The following is a 17,305-nucleotide window of genomic DNA, read 5'->3' as shown; positions in this document are numbered from 1 at the left end:
ATGGCTGCCTGGATGCTTATGATTGTGCTCGCAAATTGGACACGCCGAGCGGACTCACCCATTATGAATAAACCTGCAAATTCTGGACATCATTGAACGACCGGTTCGTCCCAAATTCAACTCACGGGACGCTTGGGCTGAACACCTAGCGGAGCCCAAGAAATGCCTTCAGGCGATACTCACCCCCTTAACGTATGGCGAGATTTGACATTCATTTAACCACAGACAGCAATTGTTCAGGTGTACGTAACAGGCCTTGACGGTGGGCCTTATGTCATTTCCATTCAAGACAGTCATGTTTTCCGCATTGCTTGGTCAGTCTTTAGGTGAAAACGAACCCAGCGCAGCGGCAAGTGTTTGTTTGAGGATCTTCAACTTGCCGGAAAATCCCGCGATCTTGGTCGGGGTTTTACCGCTCCGAGGATAGCTGCGCGATACAGGCACTTCTGTGACGCGTAGGCCAAGTTGGCCCGCTCGCACACTCAGGTAGAACAGGAGTTCGTACGCGTCGAACACGTTTCGGAAAGGCTGCACGGCAGGGTTCATCAGAAATCGAGCGGAATAGGCGCGATAGCCGTTTGTGGTGTCAGTCAGCTTTGTGCCAGACGCAAGGCTGAGAATTGGCGCGTGAATCATCCGGTTGGCCATAGTGCGCTCAAGCGGAGTGTTTTCGTGAGCACCATCCGTGTGATAGCGTGAGCCCTGTACATAGTCGTAACCGTTGGACATTTTTTCTAAAAACAGAGGTATGGCCTCCATCCCGTCCTTCCCGTTGCCATCAACGGTAACTATACCTTCATACCCTTGCCGCAATGCCCAGGCGTAAGCCATTCGAAGCTGCGCGCTGAGCTTTCCGGGTCCTGTTTTCGTCAGACGCGCACGAACGCCGACTTCTCTTAGAAAATCGGCTTCTAAAGAGCCATCGGTCGAGCCTCCATCGGCAATAATAATATCAATCGGGTGGTTCAGAGCGGCGAGGTTGCGTAGCTGACCTTGAATCCGCTGGCCCTCATTCAGGACAGGTATCACGAGGACGAATTTGTGCTGTTTCGAACCTAGGTCCAAAACATCAAACTCGGGAACCTGCCAATTTGTGTCGTCACAGGAGGGAAATGAATGCACGTCTTCGCGTGCCTCGGTATTTGTATCGGAGTGCATCCAATCATTCTCCAGATGTTGATTGCGGCCGGTCGCTGCGCTGAAAAACCCAGTGTTTTGAAAGCAAGAAATTGATGGTGAACGACACGCCGACGGCCAGACACAGTATGATCATGGGTGCAGTTTGCGCAGGAAGAATGGCAGCGAGGCTCCAAACAGCAGCCGCCCGAACTGCCATTGTGACGACGAGAGCCCCAAGGTAGCGCAGCTGCCGCGATCCAGCACCTTTGGCTTTTTGACCTGCAAAAGCCCAAAGATCGAGTACGATAAAATTGAAGAGTGCACCGCATGCAACACCAATTATGGCAGACAATTCAAGTGGTACGCCAAACGCCAGAGCGCTTCGTGCGGCGGTCAGATCGACGACCAAGCCGAGCGCCACGGTGGCGCCGTATCGCAAGAAGTCATGCCGACGCCGTGACATGTATGTCTGAGCCCGTAAGGATGTATCTGAAATCGGCATATTTTAAGGCATCATGCCGCGCCCTTAAATGGGAAAACAGGTCATAAATATTGTCGATCTTGCCGCCCAGAACGGATGTGACCCGTCCACCTGGTGGCTCTTCGTGCACCAGGATAGGGCGCCCGTCATCGACTTCATTCTTCACAAGCACGGTTTTGACGTCGTAGATTGACTCGCCACTCGTAATTTGACCAACGCATGGCAAATAACGCGCGGCGTCCAAAACCATGTGTCTGAGGCGGCTTTCGAGTTCAATTTGGTCGAATGCTTTATACGGTGAAACCGAAGTAGCTTGATCCGTCCAGCTTACGTGCGGGGTATAGCGAACGTGCGTTAACGAGTATTTGCCCGCTGCCGGGTAGGGCATTAGGGAAAAAAACGGTCCATCCATCACCGTGACGGCATGATTCTGCATTTCGTCCGGCGGATCAACGAGAGCGAGCTCGGTCATCTCATGTTTGAGTCTTGCCAGCGGCAGCCCGGAGTCCCGTAAAACATGGTTGATCTGCGCATAGGTGACGTTAAAGACATGATCAGCAAGGACTTCACTGCCGTCAGAAAGGTGAACGATCGCCGCCTCGGCATCAGGGTTGTCATCGATCGATACCACCTCGGTTCCTAATCTCAGATCGAGGTCGAACGCATCAATTTGCGCCATCAGTTGGTTTGCCAAAACAGAGTAGTCAAACGCGAATTCGTCTGCGCGAAACACCGCCTCGATCCTGTCGTCGTCGAACATTGCGGCTTCTTGACGCGACGCCAACGCGATTGGGGCCTTCATGTTTTCAAACATCTTGCGAAATCGATTGGCAGATACTTTGGACCGCTGACGCGCTACAGCATAGAGCATCTGGAAGTCCGATACGATTGCGTCGGGAAAATCTGTTGCAAAGCGCTGGCACAGCTTACGCGATTTTAGTGCGGTTAGCATTGAGCGCGGGTAGTGGAATCCGGAATGCAAGCGCGCCTGATTGACCCGTGATGCGCGAGTCATAATCTCGGAGCTTGCCTCTACCAAAGTCACATCCTGCGTGGTCGAGCGCAAGAAAAGAGCCAAGCAGCAGCCATAGAATCCACCACCGATCACCAGATACTTAACGCGTCGCGGAGATGTCACGGTGCACCTCCAGCCGTCTGCTTATGGACCAGTTTCGAGTCTGGCGTGGCTTCTCGCCGATCTTCCAAGCTTTCGGTGCCATCCGTGTCGACATTCAGCGCGTTTGACACGCTTTCAAACAGATCAACGGAGCTTCGCTCAGCCACCAGATAGTCGATCGTTCGGCCGCGCATGATTTCCATCGCTTTGCGCAGGGTGACACAAATCGCAAACAACGCGGCACCCAAAAAGGCGAGCATCCCTGAGATTGATAGCGAAAGGGTGGTCCAGCCTTCCGCAATATCGGTTTTGGTCAGATAGATAATCACCACATAGATTGCAAAGAATACTGCACTGACAAACATGAATGCGGAGAACAAGGCCACTGCGCTGAGCAGTGATGGTCCCGCTTCAGTCACCATTCGCAACATCAGATCGGACCGGCTGGCCATGCGTCCTGACCAGGTAGGCTCATGCACTTTTGTTGAGTCTTTGAAATCAGGCCTTCGCCGCAGCACCGTCAGAGAATTGTCTCGTGGCGGAAAGCGCAGGGCAAGAACCGGGTTCGGATCGTTCAGCAGCCGATTAAGAACGGTACGCGGGATCGCAGTGGTCTGCATATCACGAGTGCTGGCGTGAAACCCGCTGGCGCGGCCAAGAAGAGCGATAAATGGCTCGGCCAAAAAAGTGGCTTTGCGTTGTCCAAGGATTACGGCATTGCGATCCTGTGCGTCATCAATCATTGCAGGAATGTCGAAGCTTGTGACCTCATTTACCGAAGTAATGACCACAAAGTCTCCAATCGCTTCAGAAGCTGCAATCACGCGGCGCTGGCTGTTGTCCAGCCCGCGCACAACCGAAAGATAGCGGACGTTCGGTACCGCAACGAGTGCTTCTTCCAAAGCAGCATCGTAGTCGGTTTCGTTGACGACAAGAATCTCCCAGTAACGGTAGTGCTTTTTCAACAGATTTGCAGTTGCAGCGATCCGCGGGACTGCGGCGTCAGGGGCGTGTGCATCTGTGAAACACACGGATACAAGAATGTCATCGCGCAGTGTTGGACCGTTCATCGGGCCTCTCCGGCTAGGCCACGCGCCTCCAGCAAATTTTCCAGCGCCGTGTCCAAACCGGCCAGACCATCTTGCGGTTGGCGCATCTCAATTGAAACAACGTGCTGATACTCTAGCGTTTCCAGAGTTTGCAACACCTTCGCGGCGTCCTGCGGGTTTGCTGGCGCAGGTGACAAATACGGCTCACTGATATGGACATGGTTCAGAACTGGACCCGCCGCGATCAACTGATCCATCACGTGATCAAATGTGCCAGTTAGCAGCGTAGCACCAACGTCGAAATTTAGCATAATCGCAGCATGATTAGCACGTTTGACGAAAGCAAGCGTTTCATCAGGCGTTGTTAGGAAATTGGTGCCATATTCCGCTGGGTTGCACTCCATCGCGATTTTTGTACCTGCAAAAGCAGCAGCATCGGCCAGCGGTGTCAGGATTTCGATGGCTTTGTCGATTGCTGCGTTTGGCTCCATTCCCGACGGTCGCTGTCGTTGTTTGGGCGATCCCAAGACAAGATTTGGGATTCCAAGCCGACCTGCCAACTTTATGGCTCGCATCAATCCCTGTTCAAAAGCAGCCCTCTCATAGGCGTCACCGAACAGTTCAGCCCCTTCGACGCCGAACAGTAGCGATTGCATCGAAACCAGTGACAGCCCAAAACGATCCAGTTCATTCTGGACCAATGCGATCTCCGCCTCGGTTGGGTCAAAAGGATCATCAGCCATGCTGAATAACAGTCCCGGGGCGATTTCCAGCCCAGTGATCCCTGCTGCCTGAAGTTTGGCATATGCTTTAAGGCGATCACTTGCAGACCATGCGATATTCGAAACGGCGTACTTCATGACCTAGACTTCTACAGTGGCATTGAAAAACGCGGTTAGGGCGGCCATGACATCATCTGCACTGCGATTGTAGTGGCCGTTTTGGCCAAAAAGCTCTGCGTGTTGGGTACGCATATCCTCTTTGTGAATCTTTCCGGCGGTTTCAGGCATCTCGTTCTGCAGAAGAGAGCGATAAACATCGGACGCTTTGATTGGTTCTGGTGCAAGATGTAAAACGTCCAGCCCGGCATCCAATGCGAGATCAATGTCTCCTTTCAAACGATCCATTTCATAGAATTGATAGGTTGTCTCGCGATTGTGGAACATTACCGCGTTAATTCCGAGATTATCTGCCTCGGCAGTCAGCGCTGCTCGTGCGGGCAGTTTTGCCAGCGCAGCGCGATCGATCACATACATGCCGAGCGCGTCACTGATCGAGTAAATACTGTCCAAGGCCGGAACCAACGAAGCTGGAAGTTGGTTTGCAAGCTTATCATAACCGGTGGTATTCAGCATTGTTGGCATGGGGTTTATCAAATCGAAGATGAAGTTTTTCATCAAACCGGGCCCGAACAGCGCGGGTAGGCGAATGATCAAACACCTAAGGAAATGAGCCTGACAGGCTTCTTCCAGCCTTCTCCGATTGACGCCATAAGCAACGGTTTCCTGAAAACTCGAAGCGGCCTCGGTATACCCTCCATCGAAGCGGTCGAGTACGGCGATGGTCGAAATCAATACAAATCTGCTCGCTTGCATTCGCGAAAGCGAGGCGATCAGAGCGTCGATGCGTTCAGCGTCGCGATCCGGATACTTATTGGCTTCAAACATCGAGCCGGGTGCTGCAGCACAGTAGAGCGTATCAAATCGCTGCTCTTCGGCGTGCTTCACGGTGCGCGAGTTAAATCCGCTTGCATCAGGGAGCGCCCGCGCGAGGGTCGACCCAACAAACCCGGAGTACCCCAAAATACCGATATCTGATCGTGGCGCCATGGTCAGATATTCTCCAATCGGCTTCTTACTCGTTATTAATAACGCGGGCGAGCCGCGGAGTCACAAATATATCAGCACCCAGCAGTCTAAAGCCGGCCTGCTGGCAGGCCGGCGGGTACTGCACACGGCGCCCTTCAATCAGTTGAGCAACCTAATAGTTGGGTTACGCTCCGGTTCGGCTTCTGTCAAAGAGAAACAGTCCAGCATGCAGGATTGTCTAACGGGCCGGTCCCGGAGTTTGCGAATCTTGCTAAGTACAAGCAAATCTCAATGATTATTTGCGCTGTATGTAATCTGATCTGCACTATGTGCATCTTTGATAATCACTGCCTAATGGGTTGATTGTTTCCATTTCGCATTTTCCAATTGTAGAGTTGCTAGGTTTTTCTACATGCCTTCTGTAGTTGGCGAGGCGTCTGTTTCGGCTGCATCATTGTCGTAATCTTGCCTCTTTGGCGCGTGATAATCGTGGTCAAAACACTGCTGAAACTTTCGCGCTTTGGAGGCAGTTCCAAAACACATCCAAGTCTCAATGAGAATGAAAACAATGGGTTGAGCGTTCACCTTGCTGAAGCTCAGCTTGCGACATGCTGAGAAGCTTGGATATATTGGCTAGCTTTCTGGAGAACCGGGTTTCAGACAGGACATACCCCATAGCAGGTTCAAGATAATTGATTGCGTTGCTCCGGAAGCATCTTAAATTGTGGCCTAGGTCACATGCGGTTGCTACGAAATGCCCTAAACGTGAACAAGGTAGTTTGGTATACTGCGATGACAAGACTGAAATCCCTTGTCAGGATTAGGATACCAGAGTGTCCGAAGATGGCATTGCGATTAATATGAGTATGAGGATTTGAATATTCATTCCAACGATACACCAGGCGGCAGCGAAAGCTCGCTTGATATCTACACCGCTCATTTCGGGTTAAACGAGCGACCGTTCTCGTTGCTGCCGGACCCGGACTTCATTTTCTGGTCGCAAGCGCATCTGCAGGCCTACACGATGCTCGAATATGGTATCCTGACACGCGCTCCGATAACACTGATTACGGGTGACGTTGGAGCCGGCAAGACAACATTGTTGTACCATCTCCTGAAAAGTGTGGGCAGTGACGTAAAGATTGGTCTGATCTCAAATGCGCATGGAGACCGTGGCGAATTGTTGCGCTGGGTATTGATGGCGCTTGATCAACCGGCCCCTCCGGAAGCCACGTATGTTGATCTGTTTGCCATGTTCCAGTCTCATCTAATCGAGGAATACGCTAAAGGTCACCGTGTGATCCTTATTTTCGATGAGGCACAGAACTTAACGCCAGAATCGCTGGAAGAGCTCCGGATGTTCACCAACATCAATGCGAACAAAGACGAACTACTGCAATTGGTGTTGGTTGGTCAGCCCGAATTGCAGGAAATCGTCCGCCGCCCCGAGTTGCGTCAGTTTGCGCAGCGCGTTGCCTCCAGTTTTCATTTGAAGGCGATGGATAGGAAAACGGTGCGAAAATATGTGGCACATAGGCTTAGTGTTGCTGGGGCCGAGCGCAACTTTTTCAGCCCCGCCGCGACGGACCTGATTTACGAGGCGACACATGGAGTGCCGCGTCTGGTCAATCAGCTTTGCGACTTGTCGATGGTGTATGCCTCTACCCGCGGACGCCAGCGCGTCGTGCGGAAAACGGTCGAAATGGTTCTTGAAGATGGCGCCTTTTTTGCCGCGAGCTTGCATTCAGATAGCGGTGGTTCAAGTTCATGATCAGGGACATCCAATTCTACCTTTCTTTGGTTTGGCGCAGGCTCTATTTCATCGTTCCCATTATTGCGTTTTGTACGCTTGGTGCGGTCTACGCAGCGTTTACGCTGCCACCCGTGTACAAAGCGCAGTCCCGACTGGTTGTAGAATCTGCTCAAATTCCGGGTGATCTTGCATCGACCACCGTACAGGCGAGTGTTGTGGAAATTCTCCAAGTCATCCAGCAGCGGGTTTTGGCGCGATCCAATTTGCTAGACTTGTCGAGCCGGTTTGCGCTGCATGATGACCAGCCTGAACTGACTCCAGATGAGATAGTCTGGGATATGCAAGAGCGAATTGAGCTTGAAATACCCTATAATACTCTAAACCAGGCGGCGTTTGTGACGGTGTCTTTTGCATCGGCCGATGCTGAGGTTTCAGCTATGGTTACCAATGAATTGGTCGCGCAGATACTAAGGGAAAACGTTGCGATGCGCACAGGTGTCGCGGCGCAGACACTGGAATTCTTTGTTCAGGAAGTTGCTCGACTGGATGGTGAGATGGCAGAGCAGGGTCGCAAGATCCTTGAATTCAAGGAAGCCCATCAAGACGCATTGCCAGAAAGTCTGAACTACAGCCGTGAGCGTCAGTCTTCGTTGCAGGAACGGATGCTTCAGCTGGATCGCGAATTGTCAGGTCTGCGCGACCGCCGTGCTCGGCTTGTTGAGGTCTACGAACGGACTGGGCGTTCAGATTTGGCCGGAGAGAGCCTGACACCGGAACAGCGCCGCCTAAGGCAATTACAGGACGAACGTGCTTCGGCTCTGGTTATCTATTCATCGGATCATCCGCGCATTCGGTCATTGGATGGTCAGATAGCGGCATTGGAGGCAGCCAATATCCAGTTGGGTCTTGGCACCGAGACAGCGCCCAACTTCACACCCTTTGATCTGCAGGTCTCGGACATTGATGGGCAGATCGATTTTATCGAGACTCAAAAGGCCGATGTCGATGCAGAGTTGGAGGCACTGGCGCGTTCCATCGAGGCGACTCCAACTAATGCAATTGCTCTGGGTACTCTCGAACGGGATTATGACAATCTGCGTTTGCAATACACTCAGGCGACTGCCAGCCTTGCCGAAGCCCGTACAGGCGATCAAATCGAAACCCAGTCTCGTGGTCAGCGCATCACTGTAGCAGAGAATGCCGTAGTGCCGACAATTCCCGCAGAACCCAGCCGAAAAAAGATCGTAGCGATGGGTATTGCAGCTGGATTCGCGATCGCGGGAGGATTGTTTGTTTTGCTGGAGATTCTCAATTCAACCTTGCGCAGACCGGCAGATATCTCTTCTCGTTTTGATGTGCCTGTGTTTGGGACTGTGCCGTATTTATGGACTAAACGAGAGATTGCTGTTCGGCGAGCCATGATTGTAGCTGGTCTGAGCCTCCCAATTGTTGGAGTGGTTGCAGCTTTGTACTTAGTTCACCTATATTATCTACCACTTGATCTTGTTCTCGAGAAAGTAGCCGAAAAGCTAGGCGCGACGGATTTGCTTGATCGGTTGAAACTGGGATAACGGGATCCAAAGGTTATGGAACGTATTCAGTCTGCCATTCAAAAAGCCCGAGAAGCGCGGCGTGTGTCGGCTTCCGACGAAATCGCTCCGAAGCCTGCAGGCGCTACCGTGGAAGCTCTGCAGCCCGAGAATCCGGCTGTCCCGCTCGTTGATAAGCTGTGGGCGGACTTGCCTGAGTACGATCTGAAGCCCAGCCAATTGAAGCGGGCCCGAATCTCTGGTTACGAGGCGTCCGCAGATTCTGCGTCATTTGATGTTTTGCGCACACGTATGATGCATCAGATGGCTAGTAATAATTGGCGTCGAGTTGCGATCACTTCACCAGGGTCCGCCTGCGGAAAGACTACTTTGAGTCTAAATCTGGCGTTCAGTATCGCCCGCCAGAGAAATATCCGGTCGATGCTGGTCGATTTGGACCTGCGACGTCCATCAGCTCACAAACTTCTGGGTACAAGCAAATGCAATTTTGCCAACGCTTTGGAAGGCCAAAGCCAGCCCGAGGACCACATGGTCTGTTACGATCGGAAGCTGGCTTTTGCTTTGAACAGCGATTCGGTAGCGAACTCTGCCGAACTGCTGCAGGACAAAGACGTTGCTCACGTTATTGATCGGATTGAAGAGCGGTATCAGCCAGATATCATGATTTTTGACACTTCCCCTATGCTCGCTTGCGACGACACATATGCATTTCTCGATCAGATTGATTGCGTTTTGTTAGTGGCCGCGGCCGAAGATACTTCGGCTGATGAACTGGAGAAGTGCAAGGACGAGATCGCTGGGCGCTGCAATCTGCTGGGTGTGGTCCTAAACAAATGCCGTTACCTCGAGAAATTGGATAAATACGGTTACTGACTGCTGTTCCCGGATCCGGCACCTGATGAATACACAGATCAGGAATTGCGCAAGCGCCGAAAATTCAGTCAATGCCTTGGAAACGCCGTTTCATACGGTGATCAACGTGCCAAGCGTACGCGCAAAGCCTGGAAGAATAGTTTGGGCAAAATCGCGAGACACCGAGCATATCTGCCCGCAAGTCGCCTCGGGTTGTTGGCCATGCGCCAAACCCATTCCAGCGACAGCTTTCGTACCCAGGACGGCGCGCGGGTTTGACTGCCTGCTATGAAATCCAGGCCTGCCCCAATTGAGACGAATCCGCAGGACGGCACAATTTGAGCACCCCGTGCCGCCAGAATTTCCTGTTTCGGCGCGCCTAGCGCTAGGAAACAAAGGCGTGCTCCAGATGATTGGATGGTCTCAAAGTAGGTGGCAACCTCAGGCCCATTGGTATCCAACCCATAGGGCGGCGCGATTTTAGCAACAACGGAAAGCCCTGGATTGTCGTTCTCCAGCTGATCCGCCGCCCGGTCCAATGTGTACTGTGTTGCCCCTAAAAGCGCGACAGGTACGCCATGTTGCGCAGCCAACTTTGCCAGCGGCGCGATTAGGTCTGAGCCGGGGATCAATTCGATTGGGCGCCCCGCAAGCCGCGAAAGATACACAATTGGGTTTCCGTCAGCTACCACGTGGCTGTGCGAAATATAGGCCGAACGAAAATCGGGCATCTCACGCATTTTAACGATGTGGTCCAGGTTTAAGGTCGCCAGAGTAAAGCCCTGCCCCCGATTCCAGCAGTCACTCACGCTCGCAAAAAGCGCTGCCTTCGTGGGCTGGCTGATCAGCGACAGAAACTCGGGCCCTTGTGCCAATTGATGCGAAGCGATGTCAGTCTCGGAATTCACAAAAACTATTCCACTACTTAATAACCAATACCCTTTGATGGCTCAGCGAAGCGGAATTGTCTATCGCTAGCTGCGTCCTTGCGAGAACAACAAAAAAGACGAACATCACAGCAGTGCGCTTGTATGCCTTTGCTTTTAACCTTGCTCCAGCCCCGGTTTTAGAGCGAAAACAGTCGGAAATTGTTCCAAATCAGCAATCTTCTCGCTTACCGGGTGCTTCACTTTCGAGCGTATACGAAATTTCATTAAAAAACCGATGAAATTTGGAGCGAATTGAGGTCGGGAATGGGGCGAAAATGCAAAAAAACCATGATTTCACTTAGAAACTCGGCGGAAATCTGGACACGCTCGGCAATGTCTCGCTTGCTTGAATAGCTCTGAGTATTTCCGGGTTGTGGGCAATTTGAGGTCTGGGTATGCCATTGTTCAGGGATGGTGAACTAGTTTTTTCGTTACTTCAAATGTTACTCGATTCTCGCGGCTTACGGGTCGTGGAAACGCTTGGAATGGACAAAATGAAAAGGCGGCTGGGATGGCACCTAAACTGAAGTACTTAGCCTCGGATAATAATTCGACGGCAAACTTTGAGACACCCGGTTTACAAAATGGACACAGTTTCGCCGCAGATATGATCTTGTGCCAGCTTCCTGCCGCACTTTCGCCCTTCTGGACCTGTACCTCCTGACCGACCACCACATTGATTGGAGCCTCACCAGGGTTTCATCAAATGCACCAAGGATAACGTAATGAGCAGCATCGACACTCGGATTTTCGGCATTCCGACCGAAGGCTTGGGCTTTATCGCAGAGTACTACACGTTACCCCAATGGGTTTCCAGTATTTCGGAGGTAAACTTCGATCTAACACCTGACGCGGTTGAGGTGGTTTCGGAGCTGGATATTGAACGCTCAACTGAAGCTTTCTGGGATGGCGGTCCCCAAGACTCGTTTGCAGCAAGGTATTCGGGCGCCCTCAACGTAAGCCAGGCTGGCGTCTACACCTTCTACCTTACGTCTGATGACGGTTCGGCATTGTACATTGATGGACAGCTTGTCATCGACAACGATGGAAACCATGGTGACAGGCTGATTCAGACCGACATTTTGCTCGACGCTGGGTCCCATGATATCGAGATCCGCTATTTCGAAAGCGGCGGTTTACAAACGCTCAAGTTGGAATGGGAGGGTCTTGATACCGGAGGCGAAAGGCAGCTGATCAGTTCTAACGTCGTGGACTACTCTATTTCTGATGCCGCAGAAACAGCCACAGAAGGATTTGACGAAGCTTCTTCTGATGCAGATGTTGCGCCGCAGGCGACAGAGAGTCTGGGACTTGTTGCCAAGTTTTTCGAACTCCAAGGCGGTACTTCGCGTCTGGAGCAGATCGACTTTAACGCTGATCCGGTTTCGGAGATGATCCTGTCCGAAGTCGCATTCGAACGGGGTCGGGATGCATGGTGGGACGGTGGCGCTCGGAATAGATTTGCCGCCGAGATCACGGGCCAATTGAATGTCGAGACAGCTGGGGAATACACAATTTATCTGACCTCGGATGACGGCTCAGCGCTGTTTATCGACGGTGAACAAGTGATCGACAACGATGGCTTGCATGGCGACGTCATGATCCCGGTGACACTGTTCTTAACTGCAGGTTCGCATGATCTTGAGCTTCAGTATTTCGAGAACAAGGGTCGACAGACCTTGGTCTTGGAATGGAGCGGACCGGATACTCAGGGTGGCAGAACTCTGATAGCGGGAGAAAGCCTGAGTCATTCGCTGCCAGGCAGCGTTACTGATGATGACGGCACGGATGGATCGGATACGACCGGCGACACTGTTGATCAGGGAGATCAGAGCGGGACCGATGATGGTGACATGGTCCACGACGGCGGAGATCATAGTACGGATGGATCGGATACCACCGACGGCGCTGTTGATCAGGTAGATCAGGGCGGGACCGATGATGGCGATGCGGGCCAGGACGGTGGATATGATGGTACGGATGGTTCGGATACCACCGACGACGCTGTTGATCAGGTAGATCAGGGCGGGGCCGATGATGGCGATACCGGCCATGGTGATCATGTTGACACCGACGGTGGCGATACGGGCCAGGACGGTGGAAATGATGGCACGGATGGTTCCGATACCACCGACGACGCTGTTGATCAGGTAGATCAGGGCGGGACCGATGATGGCGATGCGGGCCAAGGTGATCAAGTTGACACCGACGGTGGCGATATGGGTCACGACGGCGGGCATGACAGCCCTGACGACCAAACATCACAAAACCGTGGTCTGGTTGCTCAGTATTTTGTTTTGCCGACAGCGGCTTGGAGCCTTGCTGAAATTGATTTTGACGCAACGCCCGATCTGACAAGCACCGTCTCAGAGTTGAATTTCGAGAACTCAAATAACCCGTTCTGGGAAAATGGCGCACAGGATGAATTCGCGGCCCGTTACAGAGGTACACTCAATGTTGAAACGGCCGGTTCATACACGATTTACCTGACATCCGATGACGGGTCCGCAGTCTACCTAAATGGTGAGCGCATCATCGACAATGATGGCCCTCATGGAGCTGTGACCATTCCGGTCGTGGTCGATTTGGAAGCTGGTGAGCACGACCTCGAAGTCCGCTATTTTGAGATTTGGGGCGACCAGGTCCTGAGGCTGGAGTGGAGTGGTCCTGACACGAACGGTGTAACCGAAGTCATTTCCGGCGATAGCCTTGGTCATTCGTTGCCGGACGGCGATACCGTACATGATGGTCATGACGGTACGGATGGATCCGATACCACCGACGACGCTGTTGATCAGGTAGATCAGGGCGGGACCGACGATGGCGACATGGTCCACGACGGCGGAAATGATGGTGCAGATGGATCGGATACCACCGGCGACGCTGTTGATCAGGTAGATCAGGGCGGGACCGATGATGGTGACGCAGGCCACGGTGATCATGTTGACACCGACGGTGGCGATATGGGTCACGACGGCGGGCATGACAGCAATGACGACCAAACATCACAGAACCGTGGTCTGGTTGCTCAGTATTTTGTTTTGCCGACAGCGGCTTGGAGCCTTGCTGAAATTGATTTTGACGCAACGCCCGATCTGACAAGCACCGTCTCGGAGCTGAATTTCGAGAACTCAAATAACCCGTTCTGGGAAAATGGCGCACAGGATGAATTCGCGGCCCGTTACAGAGGTAAACTGAATGTTGAAACGGCTGGTTCATACACGATTTACCTGACATCCGATGACGGGTCCGCAGTATACCTGAACGGTGAGCGCATTATCGACAATGATGGCCCTCATGGAGCTGTGACCATTCCGGTCGTGGTCGATTTGGAAGCTGGCGAGCACGACCTCGAAGTCCGCTATTTTGAGATTTGGGGCGACCAGGTCCTGAGGCTGGAGTGGAGTGGTCCTGACACGAACGGTGTAACCGAAGTCATTTCCGGAGATAGCCTCGGTCATTCGTTGCCGGACGGCGATACCGTACATGATGGTCACGACGGTACGGATGGATCCGATACCACCGATGACGCTGTTGATCAGGTAGATCATGGCGGGACCGATGATGGCGACATGGTCCACGACGGCGGAGATCATGGAACGGATGGATCGGATTCCACCGACGACGTGGTTGATAACGGTGATCAGGGCGGGGCCGACGGTGGCGACATGGTCCACGACGGCGGAGATCATGGAACGGATGGTTCGGATACCACCGATGACATGGTTGATCACGGCGATCATGGCGGGACCGATGATGGCGACATGGTCCACGACGGCGGAGATCATGGAACGGATGGTTCGGATACCACCGATGATGTGGTTGATCACGGCGATCATGGCGGGACTGATGATGGCCATACGGGCCACGATGATCATGCCGACAGCGACGAAGTGGATCATGGTGGTGAGAACCTTCCTGGCACGATCCCAGAGCCAACTGACCCTTCCGAACATGACGCGTTTGTTGCGGCGGTAATGGCCGAGCCCAATGCGCACGCGCATGGCGACAATATGACTATGTCCACGGAGCATGGTGCGCTGCTGGATCTTGTTGATCGCTCTGACGCCACTCATGTGGCCGTATCAGATGGCGATTGGTTTGACCCCAACACTTGGTATGAAGGGCGCATCCCGGACGAAGGTGCTAACGTCTTGATTCCGAAGAACATCGCAGTCACCTACAATGGTGTGAGCGATGCATCACTGTTCACAGTTCGTGTTGATGGTGAATTGTCCTTCGCGACCAACATTAACACGCGCATGGTCGTTGACACGATGGTTGTCGACACATCCGGCCGACTTGAAATTGGAACAGAAGACAATCCGATTGCAGCCAATGTGAATGCCGAAATTGTCATTGCCAACAACGGTGACATTGACGTCAGTTGGGATCCGACCCTGCTGTCGCGCGGTGTGATCTCGCATGGTCAAGTCGAAATTCACGGAGCAGAAAAGCAAGCGTTCTTGACCGTGTCGGAAGCCCCGATGCGTGGTGAGAACACTCTGTCGCTTTCCGAAATCCCCGATGGATGGCAAGTCGGTGACAATCTGGTTCTGACAGGAACGCACCAAACTGGTCATACTGGTACAGCTCTTGGCTACATCGAAAGCCAAGACGAAGAGATCACGATCACCGCTATCAACGGCAATCAGATCACCTTTGAACCTCCACTGGAGCATGATCACGATACACCGCGTGACGATTTGTTTGCTTACGTCGCGAACATGTCCAGAAACATTACGTTCTCGAGTGAGGATGGGGATGCCACCCAGACTCATCACCGTGGGCACGTAATGTTCATGCACAATGATGACGTCGACGTCCGCTACGCAGCATTCGAAGACCTGGGACGGACCGACAAATCTACACCCGCCGCACTTAGCACTGCTGACTTGGCGGTTGTGGAACCGGACAGTAACATCCAAGGTCGCTATTCATTCCATTTCCACTTGACGGGCACTTCTGATCAGGACAACCCGGCGATTGCTGTTGGAAATACCGTTGATGGCTCGCCTGGCTGGGGATTTGTCCACCATTCCAGCAATGCTAACTTCGCAGAGAATGTCGCCTTTGATGTTTTCGGGGCTGCATTTGTAGCTGAAGCCGGTGACGAGACAGGCTCCTGGTTCAGAAACATGGCGATCAATGCCCAAGGTACGAACTGGGGCGATTGGGAAGTCAAGGACGGAGCACGTGTCTCGAGTCAAGATATCGGACATACTGGCGACGGGTTCTTCTTCGCTGGTCGTTTGGTTGAGGCAGCGGAAAACGTCGCAGCGAATACCAACAATGGTTTCGTCTGGATGATGCGCAACAACAAAGCCGATCCTTCAGTCGATAACTTGGATCACCCTGAGATAGGGTATGGCCGGGATACCATTCTGAACAACCTGGCGCCGATTCAAGGGTTTCGCGACAACGAGGCTTTTGGCACCAACACAGGGATCATAGTCATCAAGGATTTCCCTTGGCAGACGCAGCACGATCTTCGCACTGTTTTTGACGGTTTTCTGAACTGGGAAACTTCCACCGGCGCTAACCTGAGTTACACCTCGCACTATACGTTCATTGACTTCGATCTCATCAACGCGAGAGAGCGCCTGGGCGACGTCAATAATTACGGGATAGACTTCGGAACAAACATCTACGACATGGTTCTAAATGGGCTGCGTGTGGAAGGTTTTGATGCGGCCGTTGACTTCCGCTCGGATTTCACAGCTTCGTTCCCGGATAGCGATGTCGCAAATATCCTGATTGATTTTGAATCGATCAATAACGGCACAGATATCCTTGGCTACAACCCCGCTGCTCACCAGATACTGACGTCGGATGATTTGACTCCTGGCAGGCTGGAATTTGTCCATGACGGTGGTCTTAGCATCGCGCTAGGTGAAAACTTCAGCTTTGATGGTGTCAGAACCGACTCGATTGGGACCCGAGACCGGGCGTTTGAGCAAGAGCCGCTTCAGATCGAGTTTTATGAGCACATCATCTATCTGATCTCCGAAAACGGATACTACCGGACAGAAGACGGGCGGAATGTGCTTTTGATCGACGACTTTATCACCGATAGAGCAACCGGCGAAGTTATGAAGATCACCCATGTTGTCACGCTTGAAATGACGGACGGTGAACTAGCCAACAACTGGATGATTAACAACTACGCGAACGGTGCCCGGTTTAACGGCATGCTTGATCTGGGAGGTTCGGCTCCGGATGCAGTGGACGACAATTTCTCCACTGGAATGAACCAGGGTGTTCTTGTTGACGTGCTTGCCAATGATTCAGATGCAGAAAGTGCTGAACTCAATGTAAGTGGTTTCACCGACCCCGAGAATGGCGATGTATATGTTCAAGAAGATGGGCAGCTGCTGTACCAGCCAAACATCAACTTCGAGGGCACCGACACATTTGAGTACTGGGTAGCGGACTCGTCTGGTCAACTGTCTGAGGCGACTGTCGTGGTTGAGGTGTGGGACCTATGATCTGAGTTTCGCACGTAATCTGCAGATGTCTTAAGAGGCCGTACTGCCTACAAAAGCCATGCTTGGCCGAGTTGTCCTGCTTGCCATCGTGCAAAAGGGTATCTCAGGTGCGTGGCTTTTGGTTATGCTGGCCGGACTCATTGCCGGTTTGTTTCCAGG

General features: G+C 52.6%; 11 protein-coding genes. 4 read left to right on the top strand and 7 right to left on the bottom strand.

Annotated features, from left to right (window positions below; all coding sequences use genetic code 11):
* Positions 1-315: 315 nt before the first annotated feature.
* The 6 genes from ACP15L_RS14275 to ACP15L_RS14250 are packed head-to-tail and all read right to left on the bottom strand — an operon-like array spanning position 316 to position 5,595.
* Positions 316-1,158, bottom strand: a complete 843-nt coding sequence (locus ACP15L_RS14275; protein ID WP_425084682.1) for a glycosyltransferase family 2 protein — start codon at positions 1,156-1,158, stop codon at positions 316-318.
* Positions 1,159-1,162: 4 nt separating this feature from the next.
* Positions 1,163-1,558 carry a GtrA family protein gene (locus tag ACP15L_RS14270; protein ID WP_425084681.1) on the bottom strand — a complete coding sequence of 132 codons (396 nt, stop codon included), beginning with the start codon at positions 1,556-1,558 and terminating at the stop codon, positions 1,163-1,165.
* Positions 1,559-1,562: 4 nt separating this feature from the next.
* A complete protein-coding gene (locus ACP15L_RS14265; protein WP_425084680.1) occupies positions 1,563-2,738 on the bottom strand; it encodes an FAD-dependent oxidoreductase in 1,176 nt (391 codons plus the stop codon).
* Positions 2,735-3,787, bottom strand: coding sequence for a hypothetical protein (locus ACP15L_RS14260; protein WP_425084679.1), 1,053 nt, complete (start codon positions 3,785-3,787; stop codon positions 2,735-2,737). Before ACP15L_RS14260 ends, ACP15L_RS14265 begins: the two co-directional genes overlap by 4 nt.
* Positions 3,784-4,626 (bottom strand): sugar phosphate isomerase/epimerase family protein, encoded by an 843-nt coding sequence (locus ACP15L_RS14255; protein ID WP_425084678.1) that lies wholly within the window; start codon positions 4,624-4,626, stop codon positions 3,784-3,786. Before ACP15L_RS14255 ends, ACP15L_RS14260 begins: the two co-directional genes overlap by 4 nt.
* A gap of 3 nt (positions 4,627-4,629) precedes the next feature.
* A complete protein-coding gene (locus ACP15L_RS14250; RefSeq protein WP_425084677.1) occupies positions 4,630-5,595 on the bottom strand; it encodes an NAD-dependent epimerase/dehydratase family protein in 966 nt (321 codons plus the stop codon).
* Positions 5,596-6,448: 853 nt separating this feature from the next.
* Here ACP15L_RS14250 and ACP15L_RS14245 point away from each other — a divergent pair.
* From ACP15L_RS14245 to ACP15L_RS14235, 3 genes are read left to right on the top strand one after another with little or no spacing between them, the layout of a single operon-like run.
* Positions 6,449-7,345: an ExeA family protein gene (locus ACP15L_RS14245; RefSeq protein ID WP_425084676.1), complete on the top strand. Its 897-nt coding sequence runs from the start codon at positions 6,449-6,451 to the stop codon at positions 7,343-7,345.
* On the top strand, positions 7,342-8,898 hold the full coding sequence (locus tag ACP15L_RS14240) for a GumC family protein (protein WP_425084675.1): 1,557 nt from the start codon (positions 7,342-7,344) through the stop codon (positions 8,896-8,898). The genes ACP15L_RS14245 and ACP15L_RS14240 overlap by 4 nt, the downstream gene beginning before the upstream one ends.
* Before the next feature lie 15 nt (positions 8,899-8,913).
* Positions 8,914-9,750 (top strand): CpsD/CapB family tyrosine-protein kinase, encoded by an 837-nt coding sequence (locus ACP15L_RS14235; RefSeq protein WP_425084674.1) that lies wholly within the window; start codon positions 8,914-8,916, stop codon positions 9,748-9,750.
* Positions 9,751-9,851: 101 nt separating this feature from the next.
* On the opposite strand, the gene ACP15L_RS14230 is transcribed toward ACP15L_RS14235, so the two are convergent.
* Complete coding sequence (locus tag ACP15L_RS14230; protein WP_425084673.1) at positions 9,852-10,637, bottom strand: WecB/TagA/CpsF family glycosyltransferase; 786 nt, start codon at positions 10,635-10,637, stop codon at positions 9,852-9,854.
* 746 nt (positions 10,638-11,383) lie between these two features.
* On the opposite strand from ACP15L_RS14230, the gene ACP15L_RS14225 reads away from it, so the two are divergent.
* The gene (locus tag ACP15L_RS14225; protein WP_425084672.1) at positions 11,384-17,146 is read left to right on the top strand and encodes a PA14 domain-containing protein; all 5,763 of its coding nucleotides are present in this window, start codon (positions 11,384-11,386) and stop codon (positions 17,144-17,146) included.
* Positions 17,147-17,305: the final 159 nt, after the last annotated feature.

The sequence above is a fragment of the Ruegeria profundi genome (genome assembly GCF_049800715.1).
In the GTDB taxonomy this organism is placed as follows: Bacteria; Pseudomonadota; Alphaproteobacteria; order Rhodobacterales; family Rhodobacteraceae; genus Ruegeria; species Ruegeria profundi_A.
This window is presented reverse-complemented; position numbering and strand designations above follow the sequence as displayed.

Coding starts and splice junctions, on each gene's coding strand:
- ACP15L_RS14275 (WP_425084682.1), bottom strand. CDS start 1,158: ATGCACTCCGATACAAATACCGAGGCACGCGAAGACGTGCATTCATTT.
- ACP15L_RS14260 (WP_425084679.1), bottom strand. CDS start 3,787: ATGAACGGTCCAACACTGCGCGATGACATTCTTGTATCCGTGTGTTTC.
- ACP15L_RS14255 (WP_425084678.1), bottom strand. CDS start 4,626: ATGAAGTACGCCGTTTCGAATATCGCATGGTCTGCAAGTGATCGCCTT.
- ACP15L_RS14250 (WP_425084677.1), bottom strand. CDS start 5,595: ATGGCGCCACGATCAGATATCGGTATTTTGGGGTACTCCGGGTTTGTT.
- ACP15L_RS14240 (WP_425084675.1), top strand. CDS start 7,342: ATGATCAGGGACATCCAATTCTACCTTTCTTTGGTTTGGCGCAGGCTC.
- ACP15L_RS14235 (WP_425084674.1), top strand. CDS start 8,914: ATGGAACGTATTCAGTCTGCCATTCAAAAAGCCCGAGAAGCGCGGCGT.
- ACP15L_RS14225 (WP_425084672.1), top strand. CDS start 11,384: ATGAGCAGCATCGACACTCGGATTTTCGGCATTCCGACCGAAGGCTTG.